Origin of the sequence: Exiguobacterium sp. s35, from assembly GCF_018617535.1 — a bacterium.
GTDB classification, from domain to species: domain Bacteria; phylum Bacillota; class Bacilli; order Exiguobacteriales; family Exiguobacteriaceae; genus Exiguobacterium; species Exiguobacterium aestuarii.
In genome coordinates this window covers 1,194,485-1,215,881 of record NZ_JACSKI010000001.1, presented here as the reverse complement: position 1 = coordinate 1,215,881, position 21,397 = coordinate 1,194,485, and the positions used below count along the sequence as shown (strand labels likewise).

The following is a 21,397-nucleotide window of genomic DNA, read 5'->3' as shown; positions in this document are numbered from 1 at the left end:
CGAACGTTCCGTTTCAAAGAGAGTCGATGGTTGGTGCGAATCGATAAATGGAGGTCGTGAACTCGCCTTGGAGCTGTTTTCCTGAACCGAGTAGGGAAAACCGGGGTTACGCCTCGTTATCGGCGTCTCAAGTGGCAGCAATGCAACATGGGTGGTACCGCGGAGAGCTTTCAAGCCTTTCGTCCCATTTTCGGGGACGGAAGGCTTTTTATTATGCAGAGGAGGAAGAATGTTGAGCTATTTTAAACATCAAGAAATCGAGCCGAAATGGCAAAAGCGTTGGGAAGAGAAAGACGCATTCAAAACGACAGAAGACCCGGAGAAGGATTGTTTCTACGTCCTTGATATGTTCCCGTACCCATCAGGTGCCGGCCTTCACGTTGGTCACCCGGAAGGTTACACGGCGACGGATATCATCGCTCGTATGAAGCGGATGCAAGGATATAACGTCCTTCACCCAATCGGCTGGGATGCGTTCGGTCTTCCTGCCGAGCAGTACGCGCTCGACACAGGGAACGACCCACGCGAATTCACAGCGCGTAACATTGAGACGTTCCGCCGTCAGTTGAAAGAACTCGGTTTCTCGTATGACTGGGCTCGTGAAATCAGCACGACGGACCCGAAATATTATAAGTGGACACAATGGATCTTCACGCAATTGTTCGAGCGTGACCTTGCCTACGTCGACGAAGTTGCCGTTAACTGGTGCCCGGCACTCGGTACGGTCCTTGCGAACGAAGAAGTCATCGACGGCTTGTCAGAGCGTGGGAACCACCCGGTATACCGTGTCCCGATGAAACAGTGGGTGCTTCGCATCACAGAATACGCGGAGCGTTTGCTTGAAGACTTGGAAGGTCTTGACTGGCCAGAGAGCGTAAAAGAGATGCAACGCAACTGGATCGGGAAATCGGTCGGTGCCGAGGTCGACTTCAAAGTCGACGGTCACGACAAGATTGTCACAGTCTTCACGACACGTCCGGACACACTTCACGGAGCGACATATGTGACGCTCGCACCAGAGCATCCGTTTACGAAAGTGATCACAACGCCTGAACAATCAACGGCAGTTGAGGCTTACATCGAGGAAGTTTCGAAGAAGACGGACCTTGAGCGTACAGACCTCGCTAAAGAGAAGACAGGTGTCTTCACGGGCGCTTATGCAATCAACCCGGTAAACGGTGAGAAACTTCCGATTTGGACAGCAGACTATGTCCTCTCGACATACGGGACAGGTGCAGTCATGGCCGTTCCTGGACACGACGAGCGTGATTATGAGTTTGCAAAAACGTTCGACCTCCCGATCCGTGAAGTCGTCAAAGGTGGAAACTTGGAAGAGGCGGCTTACGTCGAAGACGGAGAACACGTCAACTCAGGTAGCTTGAACGGTCTTAATAAAGCCGATGCGATCAAGACGATCATTGAAGAACTCGAAGCTGCTGGTACAGGTCGTGCGAAGACGACATACCGTCTTCGTGACTGGTTGTTCAGTCGTCAACGTTATTGGGGAGAGCCGATTCCGGTCGTCCACATGGAAGACGGAACGATGAAGACGGTACCGGTCGAAGAGCTTCCGCTCGAACTTCCAATCATCGATGAAATCAAACCGTCTGGTACGGGTGAGTCGCCACTTGCGAACGCAGAAGAGTGGTTGACGTACACAGATCCTGTCACAGGGGAAAAAGGTCGTCGCGAGACGAACACGATGCCACAATGGGCAGGTAGCTGCTGGTACTACATCCGTTACATCGATCCAGATAACGAAGAAATGATTGCGGACCCTGAGAAACTTAAGCGTTGGCTTCCAGTCGACTTGTATATCGGTGGTACGGAACATGCCGTTCTTCACTTGCTCTATGCACGTTTCTGGCATAAAGTCCTTTACGATATCGGTGTCGTCCCGACGAACGAACCGTTCCAAAAATTGTATAACCAAGGAATGATTCTCGGTGAAAACAACGAGAAGATGTCGAAATCTCGTGGGAACGTCGTCAACCCAGATGATATCGTGAAATCACACGGGGCGGATACACTCCGTCTTTATGAAATGTTCATGGGCCCGCTTGACGCGGCAATCGCATGGTCAACGAATGGTCTTGACGGGGCACGTCGCTTCCTCGACCGCGTATGGCGTTTGTTCGATCAAACGAACTTTGCGGACGTGGCACCGACTGCCGACTTTGAACGTACGTATCATCAGACGGTGAAAAAAGTCACTGAAGACTATGAAGCACTTCGCTTCAACACAGCAATCTCTCAATTGATGGTCTTCGTCAATGAAGCGAACAAACAAGAGACGTTGCCAAAATCGCAAATGGTCGACTTCATCAAGATGCTTTCACCGGTCGCTCCACACTTGTCTGAAGAGTTGTGGGAGAAGATGGGCATGACGGAAGAGTTGACGTATGCGGCTTGGCCGACGTACGATGAGTCAAAACTTGTGAGTGACACGATTGAAGTCGTCATCCAAGTGAACGGGAAACTTCGTGCGAAAATGCACGTTTCGCGTGACGCATCAAAAGAAGCGCTTGAAGCGGAGGCACTCGGCAACGAGCGTGTCCAAGAGTTCACAGAAGGCAAGACGGTTCGTAAAGTCATTGTCGTTCCTGGAAAACTCGTCAATATCGTAGTTGGATAATCGAAAGAATGTGTGACATTGTCGCACATTCTTTTCTTTTTGGTGAGGTCATTTTCTTTTACGGTCGGTTTTGATACACTAAAGGGCGATACTGAAGTAGAAGGGGACGACATGTCCATGAAACGTTCTTATGTGCTATACACGACACTATGTGCTGTCGTGGTCGGCGTGATCCTTTGCTACGTCTTTGTCTTCTCTGATGAAGAGATTCAGCGACAGGTCGCCTCGACATTTGAAAAAATCGACATTCAAACGAGTCATCAAACGGCATCCCTCCCACCTGTGGAGGCAGCACAAGATGACGAAGATATTGATACGACCGATGCGCTCGAGCAAATCAACCAGATCGATGAAGTGTACTATAGCGATACGATCGGGGCCTATCTCGTGCTTACCGAGCAGGCTGAGTTTTTCGAAGTGAGCGGAAACGGCACACGCGTTAACTCAGTGCTTCAACTCGAAAATACGGGTCAGATGCGCCTCGATGACTTTATCGGGATGCGGATGGTCGAAGAGAACCTCGTATATGCGGTGACAGCAAACGGGACGCTCATCACGATTGAGCGGGAAGAAGGGCGTTGGGTCGAACGACCGCGTAAACAAATCAAAGGTCTCGTATCGGAAGACCGAATCTTTGGTCTCGGCTATGACCGAGAATCGAATCGTCTCTTCATGATGAATCGATTAGCAGACACGCCGGACCTTGAGCTCCTTTATATCGAAGAGCGTGAAATTGAACCGGAAGCGCCTGCAGAAAACGAGTCAGAAGAATCGACAGAATCTGATGATAATGTTGAAGGCACTGAAGAATCAACAGAAGAAACGACAACAGAAAACGTTTCGACGAGTGACGGTGTCTCTAGTGACACAGCCGTTGCGGAAGAAGAGGCACCTGAGAATGAACAGGATACGCCAGATGAGGCAGTCGAGGAAAAAGAACCGGAAACGGAATGGATGCTCGATTCGCGTCAAGCGTTATCGGCTGACGGGATGAGCGCCTCAATCCAGCAAAAGTTTGAGCGATTCGAAGGCGTTGGGCTTGTCGAGCGACAAGGCCGAATATACGTGCTCGACTCGGAAGAGCTCGTCCTCTATACGGTCAACCCGGAAGAAGGTACCATCAACGGTCAGATGGTGACACCTCGCGTGTATGACTCGACCGGCATGTTTTTACAAGACAATGAAATCTTTGCAATCGTCCACCCGGAAGTATTCGATTTGGATGCATTCGTTTCCGTGGACTAACAATGGGGGAAGAACAGATGAGCAAACGTTACTTTTTTGAAGAAGTGAAACAATTCCACGAGACTTTCGGACATCCAGGAGCAAAATCTCCGCAACCGTTGACACTTGATCGTGCGACAAAACGATCGGTTTGGACGGCAGAGGAAGCGGTCGTTGAATTTTTACACCAATCGTCACAGACTGAAGAAGAGTTCTTACAGGCCATCGAGCAATTCCAAGAAGGCTTCCAAAACGCGGTCCAAAAATCATTACAAGACGCACCACCGTCAGATGATGTGGAACGCCTCGTTGGTCAAGGGGATGCGTTAACGGATGCGTTATATTTTGTGATGGGCAGTTTCGTTGAACTCGGACTTGATCCCGTTCCGTTGTTTGAAATCGTCCAGCGTGCCAATATGGCGAAGCTTGGACCGGACGGGAAACCGATTTTACGCGAGTCGGACAACAAAGTTATGAAACCTGAAGGATGGATGCCTCCGGAGCCGGAGCTCGAAAAAGAAGTGCGTCGTCAAATTGCAGGGAAAGAATAATCACAAACGGCTTGAGCCCTCATTAGAAAGGGTTTGAGTCGTTTTTTGTTGTGAAGGTCATAATGACATCATGGTATTAGATGAGATTAGGAAGGTCATGAGAGTAATTAATGGTATAATTTAACATAAGTAAGCGAACGATGAATATTAATCATTGAGATGGAGGTCATTCAGCTGAAAAAATTATTCGGTATTCTATGTTGTAGTTCAGTACTTCTGTTAGCATCATGTAGTGATGATGAAAAAACGTCAGAATCTAAAACGTCTGAGCCTGATATTTCAATCGAAACGATAAAAATCAACGAAGAGAATGAATTGACAATCGTCCCACTTTACACCCAATACCAACAATATTTGAATGCATCCCTTGAAACAACCGATGCGGAGGAGAACAAACAAAACTTCAAGAAATATGTATTAGATTACATAGGAGAGGTCGGAGAGGAAGAAAAGATTGATACATCCATATTGAAAACTGATTTTTCACTAAAACCGACTCCTCATAAGCAACAATTGCTGAAGCAACTGGATACGTTGATCAATCAGCATGACGAGATTAAAGAGATTATTGCATCGACATACGCAGATTCAAATCAAATCCTTCCTAAAAAGAAAGGTACGGTGTTTGTTGCCCCTTATAATCCTGAATTTTTCTACGATAGTGAACCGTTGAAAGGTGTAGCAGGAGCGGCGTACAAGGACGCATTCATCTTGTTTCTCGATACAGATTTTGATAAAGGTGTGCTAGCCTATACGACGGCTCACGAGTATCATCATCTGATTGTTCAGAATCACCCTGGGTTCCGTCTTAAAACAATTCTCGATTCTGTCATCATTGAAGGAAAAGCCGATACGTTTGCTGATCATATCGTCAAAGGTGTGACTCCCCCGTGGAATGTAGAGATTGATGAAGCGACCATGGAACACATCGCGAGCCGAGTGAATGATTATGAAACAACCTATACCGATTTTGCGGTTGGTAATTATCAAAAAGATTTGCCACGTTGGAGTAACTATATTCTAGGGAGGGATGTGCTTCATGACTATTTGACGGCGCACCCAGAGCTGTCGATTCCCGAATGGACCTTCAAAGAAGATCATGAGCTTTTAGAAAAATACAAGTATCGAGATGTGATGGAATTGGAAGATTAAGTTGAAAAAGAATGTTAAAAGGCTTGACCCTGAATGAGACAGGATCAAGCCTTTTGATTGTTAGTGATCACGATAGAACGCAGACGATGCGTTGGGTCGAACCCTTTACCGCTCTGTCGCCAGTTCAGCTGCGTGCGATCCGGCGCAATGTCCTGTCGTGAAAGCGGCCGTGATGTTGTAGCCACCTGTGTATCCATGAATGTCGAGCACTTCACCGGCAAAGAAGAGACCTGGTGCTTTCTTTGACATCATCGTCTGTGGCGCAACTTCCTTAACCGAAACGCCACCACCTGTGACAAATGCTTTGTCAAAGTCGAGTGTCCCGACGGCGTGCATCTCAAACATTTTCAAACGCGTTGCGAAATCAATGACGGATTGCTTCTTCAACTGACTGGCGTCTTCTTCTCCAAATGCAAGTTCTTCTAGCAACAAGTCAAGAAGTCGCTCGGGGATATAGCCTTTCCATACGTTTTTAACGGCACGCTTCGGTTGGCTCTGCACTTGGTTCCACAATTCCTGGACGAGCGCATCTCGTGACGTGTCCGGGAAGAAGTCGAGTGATAGGAGGACGACTTGTTCTTTGCTGCGTTTCCGTTCTTTAATCGTGTACTGACTGCAACGGAGTGCGATTGGACCTGAGATCCCGAAATGGGTAAAGATCATGTCGCCTTGGTGCGTCTTGATGGCTTTCCCCTTTTTGCCGTGTACCGTCAACGCGACGTCACGTAATGATAATCCTTGAAGTTGTTTCGTTCCGATGAACGAATCGTTCAACTTGATTGGTACTTCTGTCGGGAATAGTTCCGTAATCGTATGCCCGGCTTTTTGTGCCCACGGATAACCGTCACCCGTCGAACCGGTGTGGGGGACGGATTGTCCACCGACCGCGACGACACAAGCTTTTGCTTCAATCATTTCTCCGTCCATCAGCTCGACCGCGTGAAACTCGTTTTCTTCATTGAAATGTAGCGTTTTGACTTCTGCTTTTTTTCGAATCTCGACACCGAGGTCTTCAATGGCACGAAGTAACGTGTTGACCACGTCTTGTGCCTTGTCCGTCACAGGAAACATGCGCCCGTTGTCCTCTTCTTTCAGCGGGATGCCGAATCCTGTAAAGAGGTCGATGATTGATTGGTTGTCGAACTGAGCGAGGGCGCTATATAAAAAGCGGCCATTCCCAGGGATGAACTGAATCAATTCATCGATTGGTTTTCGGTTCGTGACGTTACAACGTCCTCCACCTGAAATCGCTAATTTCCGACCGAGTTTAGACCCTTTATCAATCAACAAGGTCGATGCGCCGCTCTTTGCAGCCGCATAAGTTGCCATAAGTCCGCTTGGACCTCCGCCGATGACGATGACATCTTTCATGTAAAATCTCCTCATTTCTTCATCTATATGATTAGTAAAATTATCGTAACTTTATTATCCGTAACAGTAAGAGTATAATGAGAAGCGGTTGTTTTGTAAAACCGAATTCATATGAATAGTTGATTTATAGATGGAGGTGCCTCATGTCATCAAGCGCCAAACAAGATTCTGGAAGAGCCTCCTTCGTCAAAGGAACGCTTCTTTTATCGGCGGGAAACTTGATTTCCCGGATGTTAGGGCTGTTGTACACATTCCCGTTCCAAGCGATGGTCGGGATTGCCGGAGTGACGTTGTATCAAGCGGCTTATACGTATTACGCAATCATGATCTCCATATCGACGGCAGGGATTCCTGTTGCCGTCTCGAAATTTATCGCCAAATATAATGCGCTAGGGGAATATGGAACGAGTCAACGATTGTTCCGACAAGGAATGAAGCTGATGCTTGCGACCGGTGTCGTCGCTTTTTTATTACTCTTTTTTGCGGCACCATGGCTGTCCGAGCTGATGGTTCGAAATTCGGAGAACAATCAGCAATACATTGACTCGCTCACACTCGTGACGAGAAGCGTCAGTTTTGCGTTACTACTCATCCCAGCGATGAGTATGGTTCGTGGTTATTTCCAAGGACATCAAGACATGGCTCCGACGGCAATCTCACAAGTCGTCGAGCAAATCGTGCGCATTCTATTCCTTCTCAGCGGGACGATGCTCGTCTTGTTCGTCTTTGCGGACTCTGATTTCATTCGACCAATCGCAAACGCTCTTGGAGGGACGCAATCCGTCGAGACGACTGAATTGAATGGATTGAAAGTCATCGCCGTCACGATTGCGACGTTTAGTGCTTTTGTCGGGGCGATCGGTAGTTTCGTCGTACTCATGATGTACTGGAAGCGTCGAAAAGACATCCATCGTCAGACGGATAATCCAGCGGGCACACCTGTCCGTTCGATGAAGTCGTTGTTACTCGAGTTGCTCAGCTACTCAATCCCAATCGTGATGGTCGGGGTATCGACCCCTCTCTATCAGCTGATTGATCAGTTGACGATGGTCAATACGTTACTCAGTTCGGGTGCGACCGTATCCGAAGCGACTTCGGCTTATGGATTCTTGACCGGAAACGCACATAAAATTGTACTGATCCCCGTGTCGATTGCGGCGAGTGTCTCGATGGCAACCATCCCGCTCGTGACCCGTTCCTTCACGACAGGAGATATGCTGAAGGTACGAAATCAAGTCAATCATATTTTCCAAGTCTCGTTCTTCGTGACAATTCCTGCTGTCATCGGTCTCGTGGCTCTCGCGGAGCCGCTGTTTGGGACGTTGTTCCCGGGAGACCGTGAAGGATGGGTGTATTTGCTTCATTATGCACCGAGTGCTTTCTTCTTAGCCTATTACTCGGTCGCGGCTGCGATCCTCCAAGGGATTAACCGTCAGTACTTCACCATCTTTGCTACATCGATGGGTCTGTTGGCGAAACTCGCCCTGAACGTACCGTTCGTCTATTGGCTCGGTGGTATCGGTGCGGGTTATGCGACGATTGCTGGATACATTGTGGCGATCGTGCTCATGGTATGGATGATTCAGCGGTCTCTACATTTCCCATACAAGCAGTTGCTTCGTCGGACCATCTTGATGTTCTTGATGGGGGCGGCGATGTTTGCGGCTGTTTACCTTTCTCTTCTCGTCACGTTGCAAGAAGAAGCGAGTTGGGGAAATGACATCTTTGCGACAATCGTCGGTGTCATTGTCGGGATTCTCGTATACGGATATCTCGGCTGGCGCAGCCATCTTGCAGGGAAATTATTAGGGAAACGCTTTGAATATCGGAGGAACGGATAATGCGAATTGATAAATTGCTATCGAACATGGGATATGGATCACGAAAAGATGTAAAAATCCTATTAAAACAAGGGGCGGTACGAGTCGGTGATGCGCCTGTGAAGGATGCAAAGCGGCACGTCAATCCTGAATCAGAACGGGTCACCGTTTTTGGGGAAGTCGTTGAATATCGTCCGTACATCTATTTCATGATGAACAAGCCGAAAGGGGTCATCAGTGCGACGGAAGATCAAGTCGAGACGACAGTCATCGAGTTAATTGATCCGGAGTATGCTCATTACGACCTTTTCCCGGTCGGACGGCTCGATAAAGATACGACAGGTCTTCTCCTCATCACGAACGACGGCGCGTTCAATCATGCGCTCATGTCACCACGTAAACATGTCGACAAGGTGTATATCGCCGAAATCGATGGGGAGATGACGGCTGAGGACGTCAAAACGTTTGCGAACGGCGTCGAATTAGAAGATGGATATACGACGAAACCGGCCCGACTCGAGATTTTGAGTCGGAGCGGGCGTCGTTCTGTCATCCGTCTCACGTTGTCTGAAGGGAAATATCATCAAGTGAAACGAATGGTCGCGGCGGTAGGCAAACACGTCGAGCGATTAGAGCGTGTACAAATCGGGGAGCTTGAACTCGATGAGACGCTTGAGCTCGGGGCATATCGTGAGTTGACGGAAGAAGAAGTTCAATTGTTTCTTCAATAATTAAAGAGGTGAGAGGGAATCTGTCCAATTGGGCGGATTCTCTTTTTGTATAAAAAGCTCTAATTTTCGATCATATCTTTTTGAAAATGGCATCAAAATCAGCACGCCAATAGTTAACTAACCAGTCGTTGTATTTGTGATATAAAGGGACTAATGGTTCAACTTCATTTGAACTTATGGTACAACCTCGATCATCATACATATGAAAAACGATGTTCTTTTCAGTGCTTATAAAGTATACCGTTTGTCCAATCGAAGGTTCTCTTCCTTGCTCGTAATTTCCTATACCTCTAAGGATTTTCTCGTAAGAGATTGACTTTATCTGCGAGGATACAAATTTCGCTTTATATTCATGTTTGATTTCTATAATTTCCCCTGTTTTTTCGTCTATATCTTCATCTAATTCGAATAACGTTTCTTCTTCAATCTGTTGCTTCATGAATAAACCATACAAATATTCGGGAGTGGTATTCCCGAACATGATGTCCTCTGTTTCGTTCCAATCCTTGATAAAGATATGGATGTAATCATCAGATTGAAACACTTCCTCGAACAATGTTGTCACTCTTTTTACCACTTGCTCTATTCTCTCATCCGTTCCGTTTTTATACGGTTCGCCGAGTTCGAATCTTAGATGGACTTCTCCAGAGCGGTTTGAAAAATGATTATCTATGTACTTCATTATTTCTTCTTTCACATCATCACCTCATCTTGAACATTTGATACAATCCAAAACCACAAGACCTTCTTTCATAAAAAAGAGACCTGAACATCAGGTCTCTTGAATCTACATATACGTTTCAATTTGCCGTCTTGAGTGAACGTTTCGATGAAGTCCACGTGCCACGGCTAGGGCTCTCCACAAGATTATTGTACTCAAGCACGTTCAAATCACGTTGCACAGTGCGCGACGTAATACCGAACTCTTCTACTAGTTCTGAAGTGGTAACTGTCTCCCTTTCATTGATGAACAAATAAATGGACTTGATGCGCGTTAACATCCGATCTGTTGAGCCTTTCATTGGATAACCTCCCAATGTGTAGAATAATGATAAACCATACCTACAGACGACAAAATGAAATATAAAATTGTTATTTTCTAAAATTACACCTTTAGTATACCGCTCCTGTACAAAAATGCAAGCAGAAAGCACGAACAATCTGTTTGTAAAGATTTGATTATGAACGTAAATATCGAATGAAGATTGTTTTTTTGTATTTAAAACAAGGTCAAACACGAACGAAAAAAACTTTTCTAAATGAATGTTCGTCTTTCATTCATTTGGATATACTAGTAAGGGAGAGAACATTCGCAAAAGGGGAGATGAACATGAATTGGAGACAAGAAGTCGACAATCGTAAAGATGCATTTTTAGAAGATTTAAAAGGATTACTACAAATCCCTAGCGTGCTCGATGAATCAAAAGCCGCGCCGAACATGCCATTCGGGCCAGAGGTTCGAAAAGCGCTCGATTACATGTTTGAGCTTGGTGAGCGAGATGGCTTTAAAACGAAGGACGTCGGTGGATATGCGGGACACTTGGAGTATGGGGATGGTGAGGATATCGTCGGAATCTTATGTCACCTTGATGTCGTCCCTGCAGGTGAAGGATGGACGTATGGTGCGTTCAATCCGACGATTACATCGGACGGAAAAATCGTCGCTCGCGGAAGCAATGATGATAAAGGACCATCGATGGCTGCTTACTATGGTTTACGCATCGTCAAAGAACTCGGGTTACCGCTCTCGAAACGTGTCCGCCTGATCGCAGGTTGTGACGAGGAGAGCGAATGGCGCTGTGTCCGCGAATACTTTAAACAAGAACAGATGCCGACATACGGCTTTGCACCAGACGCGGACTTCCCGATCATCAACGCAGAGAAAGGGCTATATGACGGTGTGTTGACACAACTTCCGATTCAACGGGCACCAGAGTCGGCGTATCACCTTCTCTCATTTACGAGTGGGGAGCGTCCGAACATGGTTCCGGACTTCGCGAAAGCTGAATTGAAGACAGACGAGGTACTCGAAGAAAAGTTCGAGGCTTATCTTGAAAAATATGAAGCAGACGGGACATGCGTATATGACCGTGGGACATATACGTTCACGATGAAAGGGAAAGCGGCACACGCGATGGAACCGGATAACGGGATCAACGCGGCCTACGTCCTCGCTGGATTCCTGTTGCACCTTCCTCTCGATATTCAAGGGGAACGCTATATTGAACTCGTTCGTCATGTGTTTGCCGATTCTCGCGGGATTTCACTCGGGATTGAGGCGAGTGACGAGACAGGTGATTTGACGATCAACGGTGGTGTGTTCCGCTATCACGAAGATGAGCGCACGGCTACGGTTAACATTCGCTACCCTTATACGGCGAAGTTTGAAGAGCGGTTGCAAAACCTACGTGAAATCGCGTTGTCGCTCGGTTTCGAATTGAAGACGCGTCAACATATGCCACCACATCACGTGGCTGAAGATCATCCGCTCGTGAAGACGCTTGCGAGTGTGTACGAACGTCAGACGGGGGAGCATGCGAACTTGATGGCAATCGGTGGGGGAACTTACGCCCGTTCACTCGAGGCGGGGGTCGCATTCGGTGCATTGTTCCCAGGGGCTAAAGATGTGGCGCATCAGGTCGATGAATATATGGAGATAGAAGATTTATTACGCGCAGCAGCGATTTATGCTGAAGCGATTTACGAGCTCGCTAAATAAGAACCGTGGAGAGCTGACTGATGTAGTCGGCTCTCTGTCCTTTAGGAAGGAAGTTATCATTGAATTCGCAAAAAAGATTGTTTCAATCTGTATATGTCGCCATTTTCTTCGCGCAAGGGGCATTGATCCCTTACATGGCTTTATATTTTTCACAAGATCAATTCGGACTCACACCGAGTCAGGTCGGAAATATCGTGGCCATTCTTCCCATTCTTTCGATTGGTGTACAACCACTTTGGGGAATGTTGACCGATCGCACCGGGCGGGTGAAGGCGTGGCTCATGTTAGCGATGTTAAGCGCAGCCCTCATTTCGTTTACTTTTTTAGTGGCGACTTCTTACGTATGGATCGTGGTGCTCATGGTCATCTGGTCGGTGTTCCAATGTGCACACATTCCGCTCGTCGATATGATGACACTCGACTATACGACACGTTCAAAAGTGGATTATGGAGCGATTCGTTTGTATGGGTCGGCAGGTTTTGCCATCGCGGTGTTTGCGATGGGGTGGATTTCCGATACGACGTGGGGCCTTGCTAGTACGTTCGTATTAAGTGCCGTCTTACTTATCCTCGGAAGTGTGTTCGTCCGAATGATTCCGGAAAAGAGCTCGATTCGTGACGTCACGTTAGCTCCGATTTCATGGACAGCTGTATGGAATAAGTCCTTCTTATTCTTTCTGCTCGGGGGCATGCTCGTCTTCGGACCAATTTATGCGAACAACTATTATTTTGGATTGTACGTGACAAGTAGCGGGGGATCGACGACGCTCGTTGGAACATTATTCCTCGTTGCGGTTTTGTTTGAAATTCCCTTCATGAAAGTGGCGTCACAATTTGTAGAACGCTTCGGCAGTGTCCCGGTACTCGTCGGGGCGGCAGCCATCTCGGCCATGCGAAATGGAATCCTTGCATTGGAGCCGCCCATTTGGGTCGTTTGGCTTCTGGCGATTGCACAAGGTCTCGTCGTCGGACTTTTAATTCCGGTCGCGCTTCAGTTCGTCCGAAAACTTGTCGACCGTCAAGTCTCTTCAACGGCAATCGGTGTTTACATGGCGTTGACTTCGGGACTTGCGACAGCGGGATTCAACAAGTTGAGTGGTACAATCATCGAACTCGATGACATCATCGGCGTATTTTGGATGTATACGATCGTCACGGCAATCGGGGCAGTGATTTGGATTGGACTGTCACGTCGCGCACTGAAAGGATGAATCAGATGAGCACGCATTATTTTATTGCGATTCCGATCGAATCGGTCGAACTCGCTGCTGTGCAACAAACCATTTTACCGTATTACTCGTATCGGCGAATTTATCGACCGGACGAGTTTCATTTGACGATACAATTTTTAGGGGGGATCGATGGTGAAGAGCTGGATGAAGTGAAAGAAATCACTAGAAGAATCAGTCAAGAAACCCTTCCGTTCACGTTGACGTTTCATGCCATCGACCATTTCGGGAGAGCGGACCGTCCACGCGTGTTGACGATTGTACCTGATGCGTCAGATGCTCTTCAGCGATTTGCGACGGCGCTGCGTCAAGAGCTCGTCGCATTGATTCCGAATTTAGACCGAAAAACATTCGTCCCTCATGTCACTCTCGCAAAAAAGTGGGACAAAGGGGAACGGATTGCTTACGTCCCACCCGAGTTCAACGTAACCGAGTCGGTGGAAGAAGTGATCCTGTATGAAGTGCAGCCGAATCATACTCCGTCCTATAGGGCGATTGAAGTATTTCCGTTAAGACGGCCAGAGGAGGACATATGGCAATCCCGGTTAAAATTTTTGACGTAATCTCAAAATATGAACGTGATGTATTAGATCAATACAATCGCTATTTAGAATATTTAGAATCCGATACGGCCCGATTGCAGCGTCTTCATGAAAACAATCGACTGAGTCCGGTCGAAGTGCTTGAAATCGACCGGCCGTGGTGGAAATTTTGGGCGAAGTCGGAACGGATTGAACTAGAACCCAAACCACTCGCCGAATCACAGTATCAGAAATTACTTCGAGAGCGCCGACACATTCAAAAACTGCAATTTGCTTGTGAAGGGGTACTTGAGGCGGATTTACCACATTTGGCATTCACGAGAGATTTTGCATATCGCGTGATGCGTTCCGAATGGAATGAACGACACTTCTTCTTTTATCGTCCCGTCATTGAGTGGAACGGTGCGACCGTTGAATTAAGTCATGTCCTTGTCGGTCCGACGCATCTCTATATCATAGAGTGGCTCGAGGGAGACAGAAGCATCTATCACATATCGAAAGAGAAGACGTGGGTTCATCAACCGCTGAAAGGGGAAAATACTCGTGTAGTGAACCCGCTCATTGCGTTGACACGCACCGAAGAACTTGTTCGACAAATTGTACCGAACTATGCGGGTGTCCTTCAAAAGGTCGTCATTGCAGCAGATGGTTATTTTGATAACGTTCCAAGCGTTCGGACGACGCATTATGTGGGACGAAATGAGTATAAAGAGTGGATGAAACAAGTGAATGGGCGTGCAACAATTGTAAAAGCGCAACAAGTTCGCGATGTCGCTACATTATTAGAAGTGACAGCCAAGATGCCGTTTCGTCAATTTATGGATCAGTGATTGAGAGGAAGGGACGCATATGCATCATACACCAGATCAAAAGACTGCCTCGCATGTAACGATTGAGAGCGCGTCTTTCGTATCATTTGAGACCATACAACTTGAGATTGTGCGCGAATATGAATCCGTTCCAGTACAAATTGAACAGAATGGACGCCCGATCGACTACATGGTCGAACAACAACATGTGAACGAATCAGGGATGATTGAACAAATTCTGCGACTATATGAACCCATTTCTTTGGACATGATGTATACGGTGTTTCATCCGGGGCAAAAGACGATGGTCATCGTCCCACGAGAAATTGTGCGCTCCGAAGAGTTCGAGCGTCGGTTCTCATATGATGGGCAACTCGGTTTGTCATTTACGCCACACGGGATGGAAGTGACCGTTTGGTCGCCTGTCGCACTCTCGATGTGGATTACCGTCCATGACGACACGAACCACCGTGAACTCGAACGCTTCCATATGAATCGTGGTACACGTGGGGAATGGAATGGAGAAGTGCCTAAAGCGTTCGAAGGGATGCTATATCGTTTAGAAGTAAAGACGCCCGTCGATACGAGACAAGTCGTTGACCCTTATGCAAGAGCCGTTAGCTTGAACGGAGAGTACGGGGTATTGATGGACGTGGAACGATTTGTGAATGAACAAGTCGATGAAGCTCCGCGTCCACCTCTTTGGAAAGCGACCGATGCCGTCATTTATGAACTGCACATCCGAGACTTTACAAGCCACCCTTCATCGTTGAGCCAACTGAAAGGTCTATATGGAGGGGTGAGCGAAAAGGGAGTTCAGACGAAAGAGGGTCACAGTGCAGGACTTGATTATATAAAAGAACTCGGCGTGACCCATGTCCAATTGTTACCCGTTCATGATTTTGGAAGTGTCGATGAAGCGACACGCATGCCATATAACTGGGGTTACGACCCGATTCATTGGTTCAGCCTTGAAGGAAGTTACGCCTCTAGCCCGGATGTTCCGATGAGTCGGGTATTCGAGTACGCGTCACTTGTCGCGGATCTTCACCGGTCAGGTCTCCGTGTCGTCACAGACGTCGTGATGAATCACATCTATATTCGTGAACATTCTCCGCTCGAGGCTCTCGTTCCTTATTATTATTTTCGTTATGAGCATGACGGAACGGTCGCAAACGGGACCGGTGTCGGGAATGATACGGCATCCGAACGTTATATGATGCGGCGAATGATTGTCGACTTCGTCTCATACTTTGCGACAACTTATCGAGTGGACGGATTCCGTTTCGACTTGATGGGGATTCATGACGTCGAGACGATGAATCAGGTGCGAGCCGCCCTTGATAAAGTTGACCCGTCCATCCTTGTGTATGGAGAAGGGTGGGACTTGGCGACACCTCTCGGACAGTCCTTGAAGGCGACTTCGCAAAATGCAGCCCGAATGCCTCGTATCGGACACTTTAACGATATGATTCGAGATGCTCTAAAAGGCTCGACCTTCAATGACCGAGAACGTGGATTCATTTCAGGAAATGAATGGCGAGAATGGGAGCTCCGTGAATGTCTGACCGGGGCCGTCCATATCCCGAACGTGACGGTTGGACGTTTCCCGAGTCCGACGTATTCAATCAACTATGCCGAAGCCCATGACAATTATACGATTTATGACAAATTACAGTTGTCGTGTGAAGGGGTTGATGAAGCGACTCGCCTCGCAATGCAGCGACTCGCCAATGCGGTCGTTATCACGTCTCAAGGGATCCCATTTATCCACGCGGGTCAAGAGTTCGGTCGAACGAAACATGGCGTGGAGAATAGCTATAATTCACCAGACCACATCAATCATTTCGATTGGGACTTACGCGATGCGCGAATCAGTGAGATCGAGTATGTGAAGACGCTATTGAAACTGCGACGACTGCATACATGCTTCCGTTACGATTCACGTCAGGAAGTCATCGATCATTTCACATTCTTACCGTCGCCGCCTGGCGTCATTATTTATGAACTGACGGCGAGCCACTCGTATGACGCTTGGCAGCGGGTACGCGTATATATTAATGGAACGTTCGAAAAAGTGACATTCGAAAGCGATGCGAAATGGAACGTCTACGTTCAGGGGGAGACTGCCAGCCTCGTCCCGATCGAAAGAAACCCGTCACACATTCAAGTCGAGTCGTTGTCAATGACGATTCTCGCGTGTTAAGATGTTGATTGTATCTCTTTAATTTCAAGTAAGATTTGAGCGTGATGAATATGTATTCAGATATAGTCGGTGCGCTCGGTAAAGAGTGGACAGTCGCTTCTGCCGGAGGTATTACAGGCGAAGCGTATGTAGCGACGACGCGCCAACAGAAGATTTTTGTGAAACGGAACTCTTCTCCATTCTTGGCGATTCTTTCAGCGGAAGGAATTGTTCCGAAACTTCTTTGGACAAAGCGGATGTTTAACGGGGACGTATTAAGTGCCCAACAATTCATTGAGAGCCGCGAACTTTCACCAGAAGATATGAAGCGACCAGATGTCGCGGCACAACTCGGAAAGATTCATGATTCGAAAGAGCTATTATTCATGTTACAACAATTAAATCAGACACCGGTGACGCCGCACTTATTGCTTCGTCAGTGTGAGGCATATGAACAAGATGAGACAGATCCTACGATTGGAGAGGCGATTCAATGGTTAAAACACCATTTGCCGAAAGTTGACGAGAAAGAGTTCGTCGTATGCCACTCTGATTTAAATCACAACAACTGGATTGAAGATGAAAACGGTCTTCTCTATTTGACGGATTGGGACGATGCGATCATCGCGGACCGTGCTTTTGATTTGGCGATGGTAGTCTATAGCTATGTCGAAGAGACGGAATGGGAGCGTTGGTTCACGCATTATGGGATCGAGGTTTCGAGTGAGCTTCATAATCGAATGCATTGGTATGCAATTGCCCAAACGATTTTAACGATCTATGGGGAACGAAACGATGCAGCACGAACAGAAGGTTTTCATGTACTGCGCGAATTGATCGATGAGGCGTATGAACGAATCAATTAAAAGGGATGGCTGTGCGCCACCCCTTTTTGAATGTGTTTAGATGTCGTCTGGATTCATGAAGTAAGCCCAAACGAACGTTGCGATGACGCCTGCGAAAAACGTAAGTGGAGCCGCATAAAAAATTAAGAATTGATCTAATGTACTCATCGTATATAACCTCCTTGTGAAGGATGATTCACGTTCATTAAACTATGATTTCGTGTATAATCGCAAGAGGACTGCTCGTACGTAACGTGCATATTCCCATTAAACTTGAACATTTGATGAACGAAAGGTAGGATTTTCATGCGTTTACGACATAAGCCTTGGGCAAAAGAATATATGGAAGCTCAAGAACACGTATTTATTCAACATCCTGAACAATTAAAAGGGAAGTGGGACGCCGAGTTCGGCAATGACCACCCGCTCTTTATCGAAGTCGGTTCAGGGAAAGGGCAATTTATTTTAGGGATGGCGAAACAACATCCGGACGTGAACTTTATCGCAATCGAACTATTTGAAAGCGTAGCTGTCTCAATCGTTCAAAAGCTCGTCGAGACACCGATGCCGAACGTGAGAGTACTGACGGTTGATGCGAAGCGACTCGTCGAATATTTTGAAGCTGGAGAAGTCGACCGCGTATACTTAAACTTCTCGGACCCTTGGCCGAAAACACGCCATGCGAAACGTCGCTTGACGTACAAGACATTTTTAGCGACATACGAAGCGATTCTTCCGAAAGCAGGGGAGATTCATTTCAAGACAGACAACCGCGGACTCTTTGAATATTCTCTTCAAAGCATGAGTCAATACGGGATGTTCTTCACAGAAATTTCACTTGATTTGCATGTAAATGAACCGGAAGATAATATTCGAACAGAGTATGAAGAGCGCTTCAGTGCGCTCGGTCAGCCGATTTATCGAATGGAAGCTGTATTCCGTCCGAAAAATTGACACGCTTTTTTCTTATTTTAATAGTATTTTCTTCACACTTTTTTCTTTCTTCTTGGTACAATAGGAATGACGCTAAACTGGAATAAGAGAAGGGGGAACATGGGGATGTTGAAAAAAGCATGGGCAAGCCTGCTTGCAGTAATCTTCATTCTAACAATCGCACCAATGAATACCTCAGCGAACGAAGCGTTCTTGGACGCACTCGAAGAGGATTTGAAAGCGACGCATTACGATTATAAAGAAGGAACAGCTGAAATCATCAAAGAAGAGACGCTTCGCCATTCAAATGGCAACGAAGTGATCGCGGCTGTCGTAGAACTCGATACGATTCGTGATGGAATCTTCATCACACGTAAAACCGAGTACCATTACTTTGATGCGACAGACAACAAAATCCTCTCATCAGCAGACCTCGTAGAAGTTGAAGGAGCAGCCGAATTCGCAGATGCGAACATCGATATGCTCGGTCATGAAATTGTCTACTGGTTGCCGGTATTGGTATTGCTTCTATTGATTGCGATTCCAGCACTCATTTTGTTCTTGGTCGTACCACGTTTCTATTCAACAAGCTCATATATGAATGCCGTATATGAAAAGAATGACAACCCACGTTAAGACATAAAAGCACCCCGTTCTCCTGAACGGGGTGCTTTTTCATTGTTGCTTCAACTGTTCGACGATATCTGTGAGAGACATGTCGTTTCCTGAGGAAACCGAAGCGATGAATGCACTTTCGACAATCGGACCGTCGAAAAATGCGACCTCTTTACTTCCTTCGTACATGTCGATGGCAAGTTCGGCGTTCATTGTGGCCGAACCGATATCGCTGAGAAGAAGCGCTTCCCCTTCGACTTGCTCGAGTGCCGCCAAGATGCGGGTGACGTCTGTTCCGATCGAACCGTCTTCGAGACCGCCAGCTAAATGAATGGGGACGGATGGCGCCATCTCTTTCATGAGATCTTGGATCCCTTCCGCAATTTTTGCACTGTGCGAGACGATAATCAATTCAACGATGTCAATCGACCTCCTTCATAATCGCGGCTAACAGAATCGAACTGGAGAGGGCACCCGGGTCGACCGTTCCACGCGAATTTTCACCGAAGTAGGAAGCTCGACCTTTCGTCGCCACCATATCTTCCGTTTTTTGCACGAGTTCGTCTAACTGATGTTTGTAGTCGTCCCCTTGTTTTACATGTTCAAGGAACGGGTCCCAAACGTCGACCATCGTTTTCTGACCGACTTCTGACTTTCCTCGCGCTTTAATCGAATTTGAACCTTCTTGGAGTGCTTCTTTGAGAAGATCAAAGTCAGCTTCAGTCGCATCCCCGAACTTGGTCGCCATCTTGACGAAAGCAGAACCATATAATGGACCAGCCGCACCGCCTACTTTCGACATCAAGGTCATGCCTACTTTTTTACTGAGCGCTCCGAGAGAGTCATAATCCTCATCTAGAATGGAAGTGACCGCGTCGAAACCACGAGACATGTTGATCCCGTGATCTCCGTCCCCGATGGCACGGTCTAAATCTGTCAGTGTGTCTTTCTGGTCCTCAATTCCGACTTGTGTGTCGCGTAACGCTTGCTTCATCCGATCAATCGTCAACATAAAACAAACACCTCATTTATCAAAGTTTAAATCCAAGTGCTTCCGATGGAGCATCTAGATAAGTGGTCATCTCATCATCAAGCGGTAACAGTGTAATCGAGAATCCGTGCATCTCGAGTGACGTCATGTAGTTACCGACATATTTACGTTTCAGCGTATATCCAGCAGCTTCGAGTTTTTGCGCGACGAAATGATACGTCACATATAGTTCGGACAATGGAGTCCCGCCCATTCCATTTACCATAACGGCGACTTCGCCAGGCTCAACTTCTTTTTTCAAATGGCTGAGAAGGTCATCGACGATTTGGTCGACATCGCTCGTTGGTTTACGTTCGACACCGCGCTCCCCGTGAATACCAATCCCGATTTCCATCTCTTCCTCGTTCAAGTCAAAACCAGGCTTGCCACTCACTGGCATATAGCAAGGTTCTACCGCCATCCCCATTGAGCGGACGTGTGATGCGACTTTTTCCGCAATCGATTTAACTTCCTCAAGTGATTTACCGCTTGCTGCAGCGGCACCTGCGATTTTATGAACGAAGACGGTACCGGCAACACCACGACGGTCTTCCTTGTTTGAAATCGCGACGTCATCAGCGACGACAACATGGTCGACTTTAATCCCGTCTCCTTCAGCCAATTCGGCGGCGAGTTCGAAGTTCATGACATCCCCCGAATAATTTTTGACGATCAACAAGACACCGTTGCCACCGTCAGCTGCTTTGATTCCTTCAAGCACCATGTCCGGAGTAGGGGATGTAAAGACTTCCCCGCAAACTGCCGCATCGAGCATGCCGTCTCCGACATAACCGGCGTGTGCCGGTTCGTGTCCGCTACCACCACCCGAGACGAGCCCGACCTTACCGGATTTTGCACCGTTCGCCCGACAGATGACATTGAATCCTTCGACACGACCGTACAGTTCAGGATGGGCATGGACCATTCCTTCTACCATTTGCGATACGAGTTCACTTGCCTCACCGATTAGCTTTTTCACGCGAGATCACTCCTTTTTTAAATTGAA

Annotated in this window: 21 protein-coding genes and 1 other annotated feature (1 of these 22 only partly in view); of the genes, 14 read left to right on the top strand and 7 right to left on the bottom strand. The window is 47.3% G+C overall.

The window, feature by feature from the left end:
* Positions 1-190: a binding site (T-box leader), on the top strand (it extends 26 nt beyond the left edge of the window).
* Between the two features lie 39 nt (positions 191-229).
* From leuS to KNO75_RS06270, 4 genes are all read left to right on the top strand, one after another.
* Entirely contained in the window at positions 230-2,635 is a 2,406-nt protein-coding gene (gene leuS, locus KNO75_RS06285) for a leucine--tRNA ligase (RefSeq protein WP_214693368.1), read from the top strand.
* Positions 2,636-2,752: 117 nt separating this feature from the next.
* Positions 2,753-3,880, top strand: coding sequence for a hypothetical protein (locus KNO75_RS06280; protein ID WP_251126057.1), 1,128 nt, complete (start codon positions 2,753-2,755; stop codon positions 3,878-3,880).
* Between the two features lie 17 nt (positions 3,881-3,897).
* Positions 3,898-4,410, top strand: a complete 513-nt coding sequence (locus tag KNO75_RS06275) for a pyrophosphohydrolase domain-containing protein (protein ID WP_214820465.1) — start codon at positions 3,898-3,900, stop codon at positions 4,408-4,410.
* A gap of 315 nt (positions 4,411-4,725) precedes the next feature.
* Positions 4,726-5,562, top strand: coding sequence for a DUF2268 domain-containing putative Zn-dependent protease (locus KNO75_RS06270; RefSeq protein WP_251126056.1), 837 nt, complete (start codon positions 4,726-4,728; stop codon positions 5,560-5,562).
* A gap of 105 nt (positions 5,563-5,667) precedes the next feature.
* Here the strand turns inward: KNO75_RS06270 and KNO75_RS06265 are convergent, their stop codons facing one another.
* Positions 5,668-6,933, bottom strand: a complete 1,266-nt coding sequence (locus KNO75_RS06265; RefSeq protein WP_214693360.1) for a BaiN/RdsA family NAD(P)/FAD-dependent oxidoreductase — start codon at positions 6,931-6,933, stop codon at positions 5,668-5,670.
* A gap of 143 nt (positions 6,934-7,076) precedes the next feature.
* On the opposite strand from KNO75_RS06265, the gene KNO75_RS06260 reads away from it, so the two are divergent.
* Both KNO75_RS06260 and KNO75_RS06255 read left to right on the top strand, forming a co-directional pair.
* Positions 7,077-8,774 (top strand): putative polysaccharide biosynthesis protein, encoded by a 1,698-nt coding sequence (locus KNO75_RS06260; RefSeq protein ID WP_214693358.1) that lies wholly within the window; start codon positions 7,077-7,079, stop codon positions 8,772-8,774.
* The gene (locus KNO75_RS06255; RefSeq protein ID WP_214820461.1) at positions 8,774-9,484 is read left to right on the top strand and encodes a pseudouridine synthase; all 711 of its coding nucleotides are present in this window, start codon (positions 8,774-8,776) and stop codon (positions 9,482-9,484) included. Before KNO75_RS06260 ends, KNO75_RS06255 begins: the two co-directional genes overlap by 1 nt.
* A 70-nt stretch (positions 9,485-9,554) precedes the next feature.
* Here KNO75_RS06255 and KNO75_RS06250 read toward each other — a convergent pair whose 3' ends face one another.
* Together KNO75_RS06250 and KNO75_RS06245 are read right to left on the bottom strand one after the other, a co-directional pair.
* Complete coding sequence (locus KNO75_RS06250) at positions 9,555-10,181, bottom strand: DUF3885 domain-containing protein (protein ID WP_214746364.1); 627 nt, start codon at positions 10,179-10,181, stop codon at positions 9,555-9,557.
* A gap of 103 nt (positions 10,182-10,284) precedes the next feature.
* Positions 10,285-10,506, bottom strand: a complete 222-nt coding sequence (locus KNO75_RS06245; protein ID WP_074033475.1) for a DeoR family transcriptional regulator — start codon at positions 10,504-10,506, stop codon at positions 10,285-10,287.
* A gap of 308 nt (positions 10,507-10,814) precedes the next feature.
* Between KNO75_RS06245 and pepV the strand changes: the two genes are divergently transcribed.
* From pepV to KNO75_RS06215, 6 genes are read left to right on the top strand one after another with little or no spacing between them, the layout of a single operon-like run.
* Positions 10,815-12,203: a dipeptidase PepV gene (gene pepV / locus KNO75_RS06240; protein WP_371743045.1), complete on the top strand. Its 1,389-nt coding sequence runs from the start codon at positions 10,815-10,817 to the stop codon at positions 12,201-12,203.
* 59 nt (positions 12,204-12,262) lie between these two features.
* Complete coding sequence (locus KNO75_RS06235) at positions 12,263-13,414, top strand: MFS transporter (protein WP_214820459.1); 1,152 nt, start codon at positions 12,263-12,265, stop codon at positions 13,412-13,414.
* A 5-nt stretch (positions 13,415-13,419) separates the two neighbouring features.
* Positions 13,420-13,995, top strand: coding sequence for an RNA 2',3'-cyclic phosphodiesterase (thpR, locus tag KNO75_RS06230; RefSeq protein WP_214820458.1), 576 nt, complete (start codon positions 13,420-13,422; stop codon positions 13,993-13,995).
* A complete protein-coding gene (locus KNO75_RS06225) occupies positions 13,965-14,804 on the top strand; it encodes an NERD domain-containing protein (protein WP_214820450.1) in 840 nt (279 codons plus the stop codon). Before thpR ends, KNO75_RS06225 begins: the two co-directional genes overlap by 31 nt.
* A 19-nt stretch (positions 14,805-14,823) precedes the next feature.
* Entirely contained in the window at positions 14,824-16,989 is a 2,166-nt protein-coding gene (gene pulA, locus KNO75_RS06220) for a type I pullulanase (protein WP_214820449.1), read from the top strand.
* Positions 16,990-17,039: 50 nt separating this feature from the next.
* Positions 17,040-17,834 (top strand): phosphotransferase family protein, encoded by a 795-nt coding sequence (locus KNO75_RS06215; protein ID WP_214820447.1) that lies wholly within the window; start codon positions 17,040-17,042, stop codon positions 17,832-17,834.
* A 36-nt stretch (positions 17,835-17,870) separates the two neighbouring features.
* Here the strand turns inward: KNO75_RS06215 and KNO75_RS15170 are convergent, their stop codons facing one another.
* Positions 17,871-17,981, bottom strand: a complete 111-nt coding sequence (locus tag KNO75_RS15170; protein WP_012726769.1) for a hypothetical protein — start codon at positions 17,979-17,981, stop codon at positions 17,871-17,873.
* A gap of 138 nt (positions 17,982-18,119) precedes the next feature.
* On the opposite strand from KNO75_RS15170, the gene trmB reads away from it, so the two are divergent.
* Both trmB and KNO75_RS06205 read left to right on the top strand, forming a co-directional pair.
* Positions 18,120-18,767, top strand: coding sequence for a tRNA (guanosine(46)-N7)-methyltransferase TrmB (gene trmB / locus KNO75_RS06210; protein WP_074033469.1), 648 nt, complete (start codon positions 18,120-18,122; stop codon positions 18,765-18,767).
* Between the two features lie 105 nt (positions 18,768-18,872).
* A complete protein-coding gene (locus KNO75_RS06205) occupies positions 18,873-19,382 on the top strand; it encodes a hypothetical protein (protein WP_251126055.1) in 510 nt (169 codons plus the stop codon).
* A gap of 39 nt (positions 19,383-19,421) precedes the next feature.
* Here KNO75_RS06205 and dhaM read toward each other — a convergent pair whose 3' ends face one another.
* From dhaM to dhaK, 3 genes are read right to left on the bottom strand one after another with little or no spacing between them, the layout of a single operon-like run.
* Complete coding sequence (dhaM, locus tag KNO75_RS06200; RefSeq protein ID WP_285800804.1) at positions 19,422-19,772, bottom strand: dihydroxyacetone kinase phosphoryl donor subunit DhaM; 351 nt, start codon at positions 19,770-19,772, stop codon at positions 19,422-19,424.
* 10 nt (positions 19,773-19,782) lie between these two features.
* Positions 19,783-20,373 (bottom strand): dihydroxyacetone kinase subunit DhaL, encoded by a 591-nt coding sequence (gene dhaL / locus KNO75_RS06195; protein ID WP_214820445.1) that lies wholly within the window; start codon positions 20,371-20,373, stop codon positions 19,783-19,785.
* Between the two features lie 19 nt (positions 20,374-20,392).
* Entirely contained in the window at positions 20,393-21,370 is a 978-nt protein-coding gene (gene dhaK / locus KNO75_RS06190; RefSeq protein ID WP_214693331.1) for a dihydroxyacetone kinase subunit DhaK, read from the bottom strand.
* Positions 21,371-21,397: the final 27 nt, after the last annotated feature.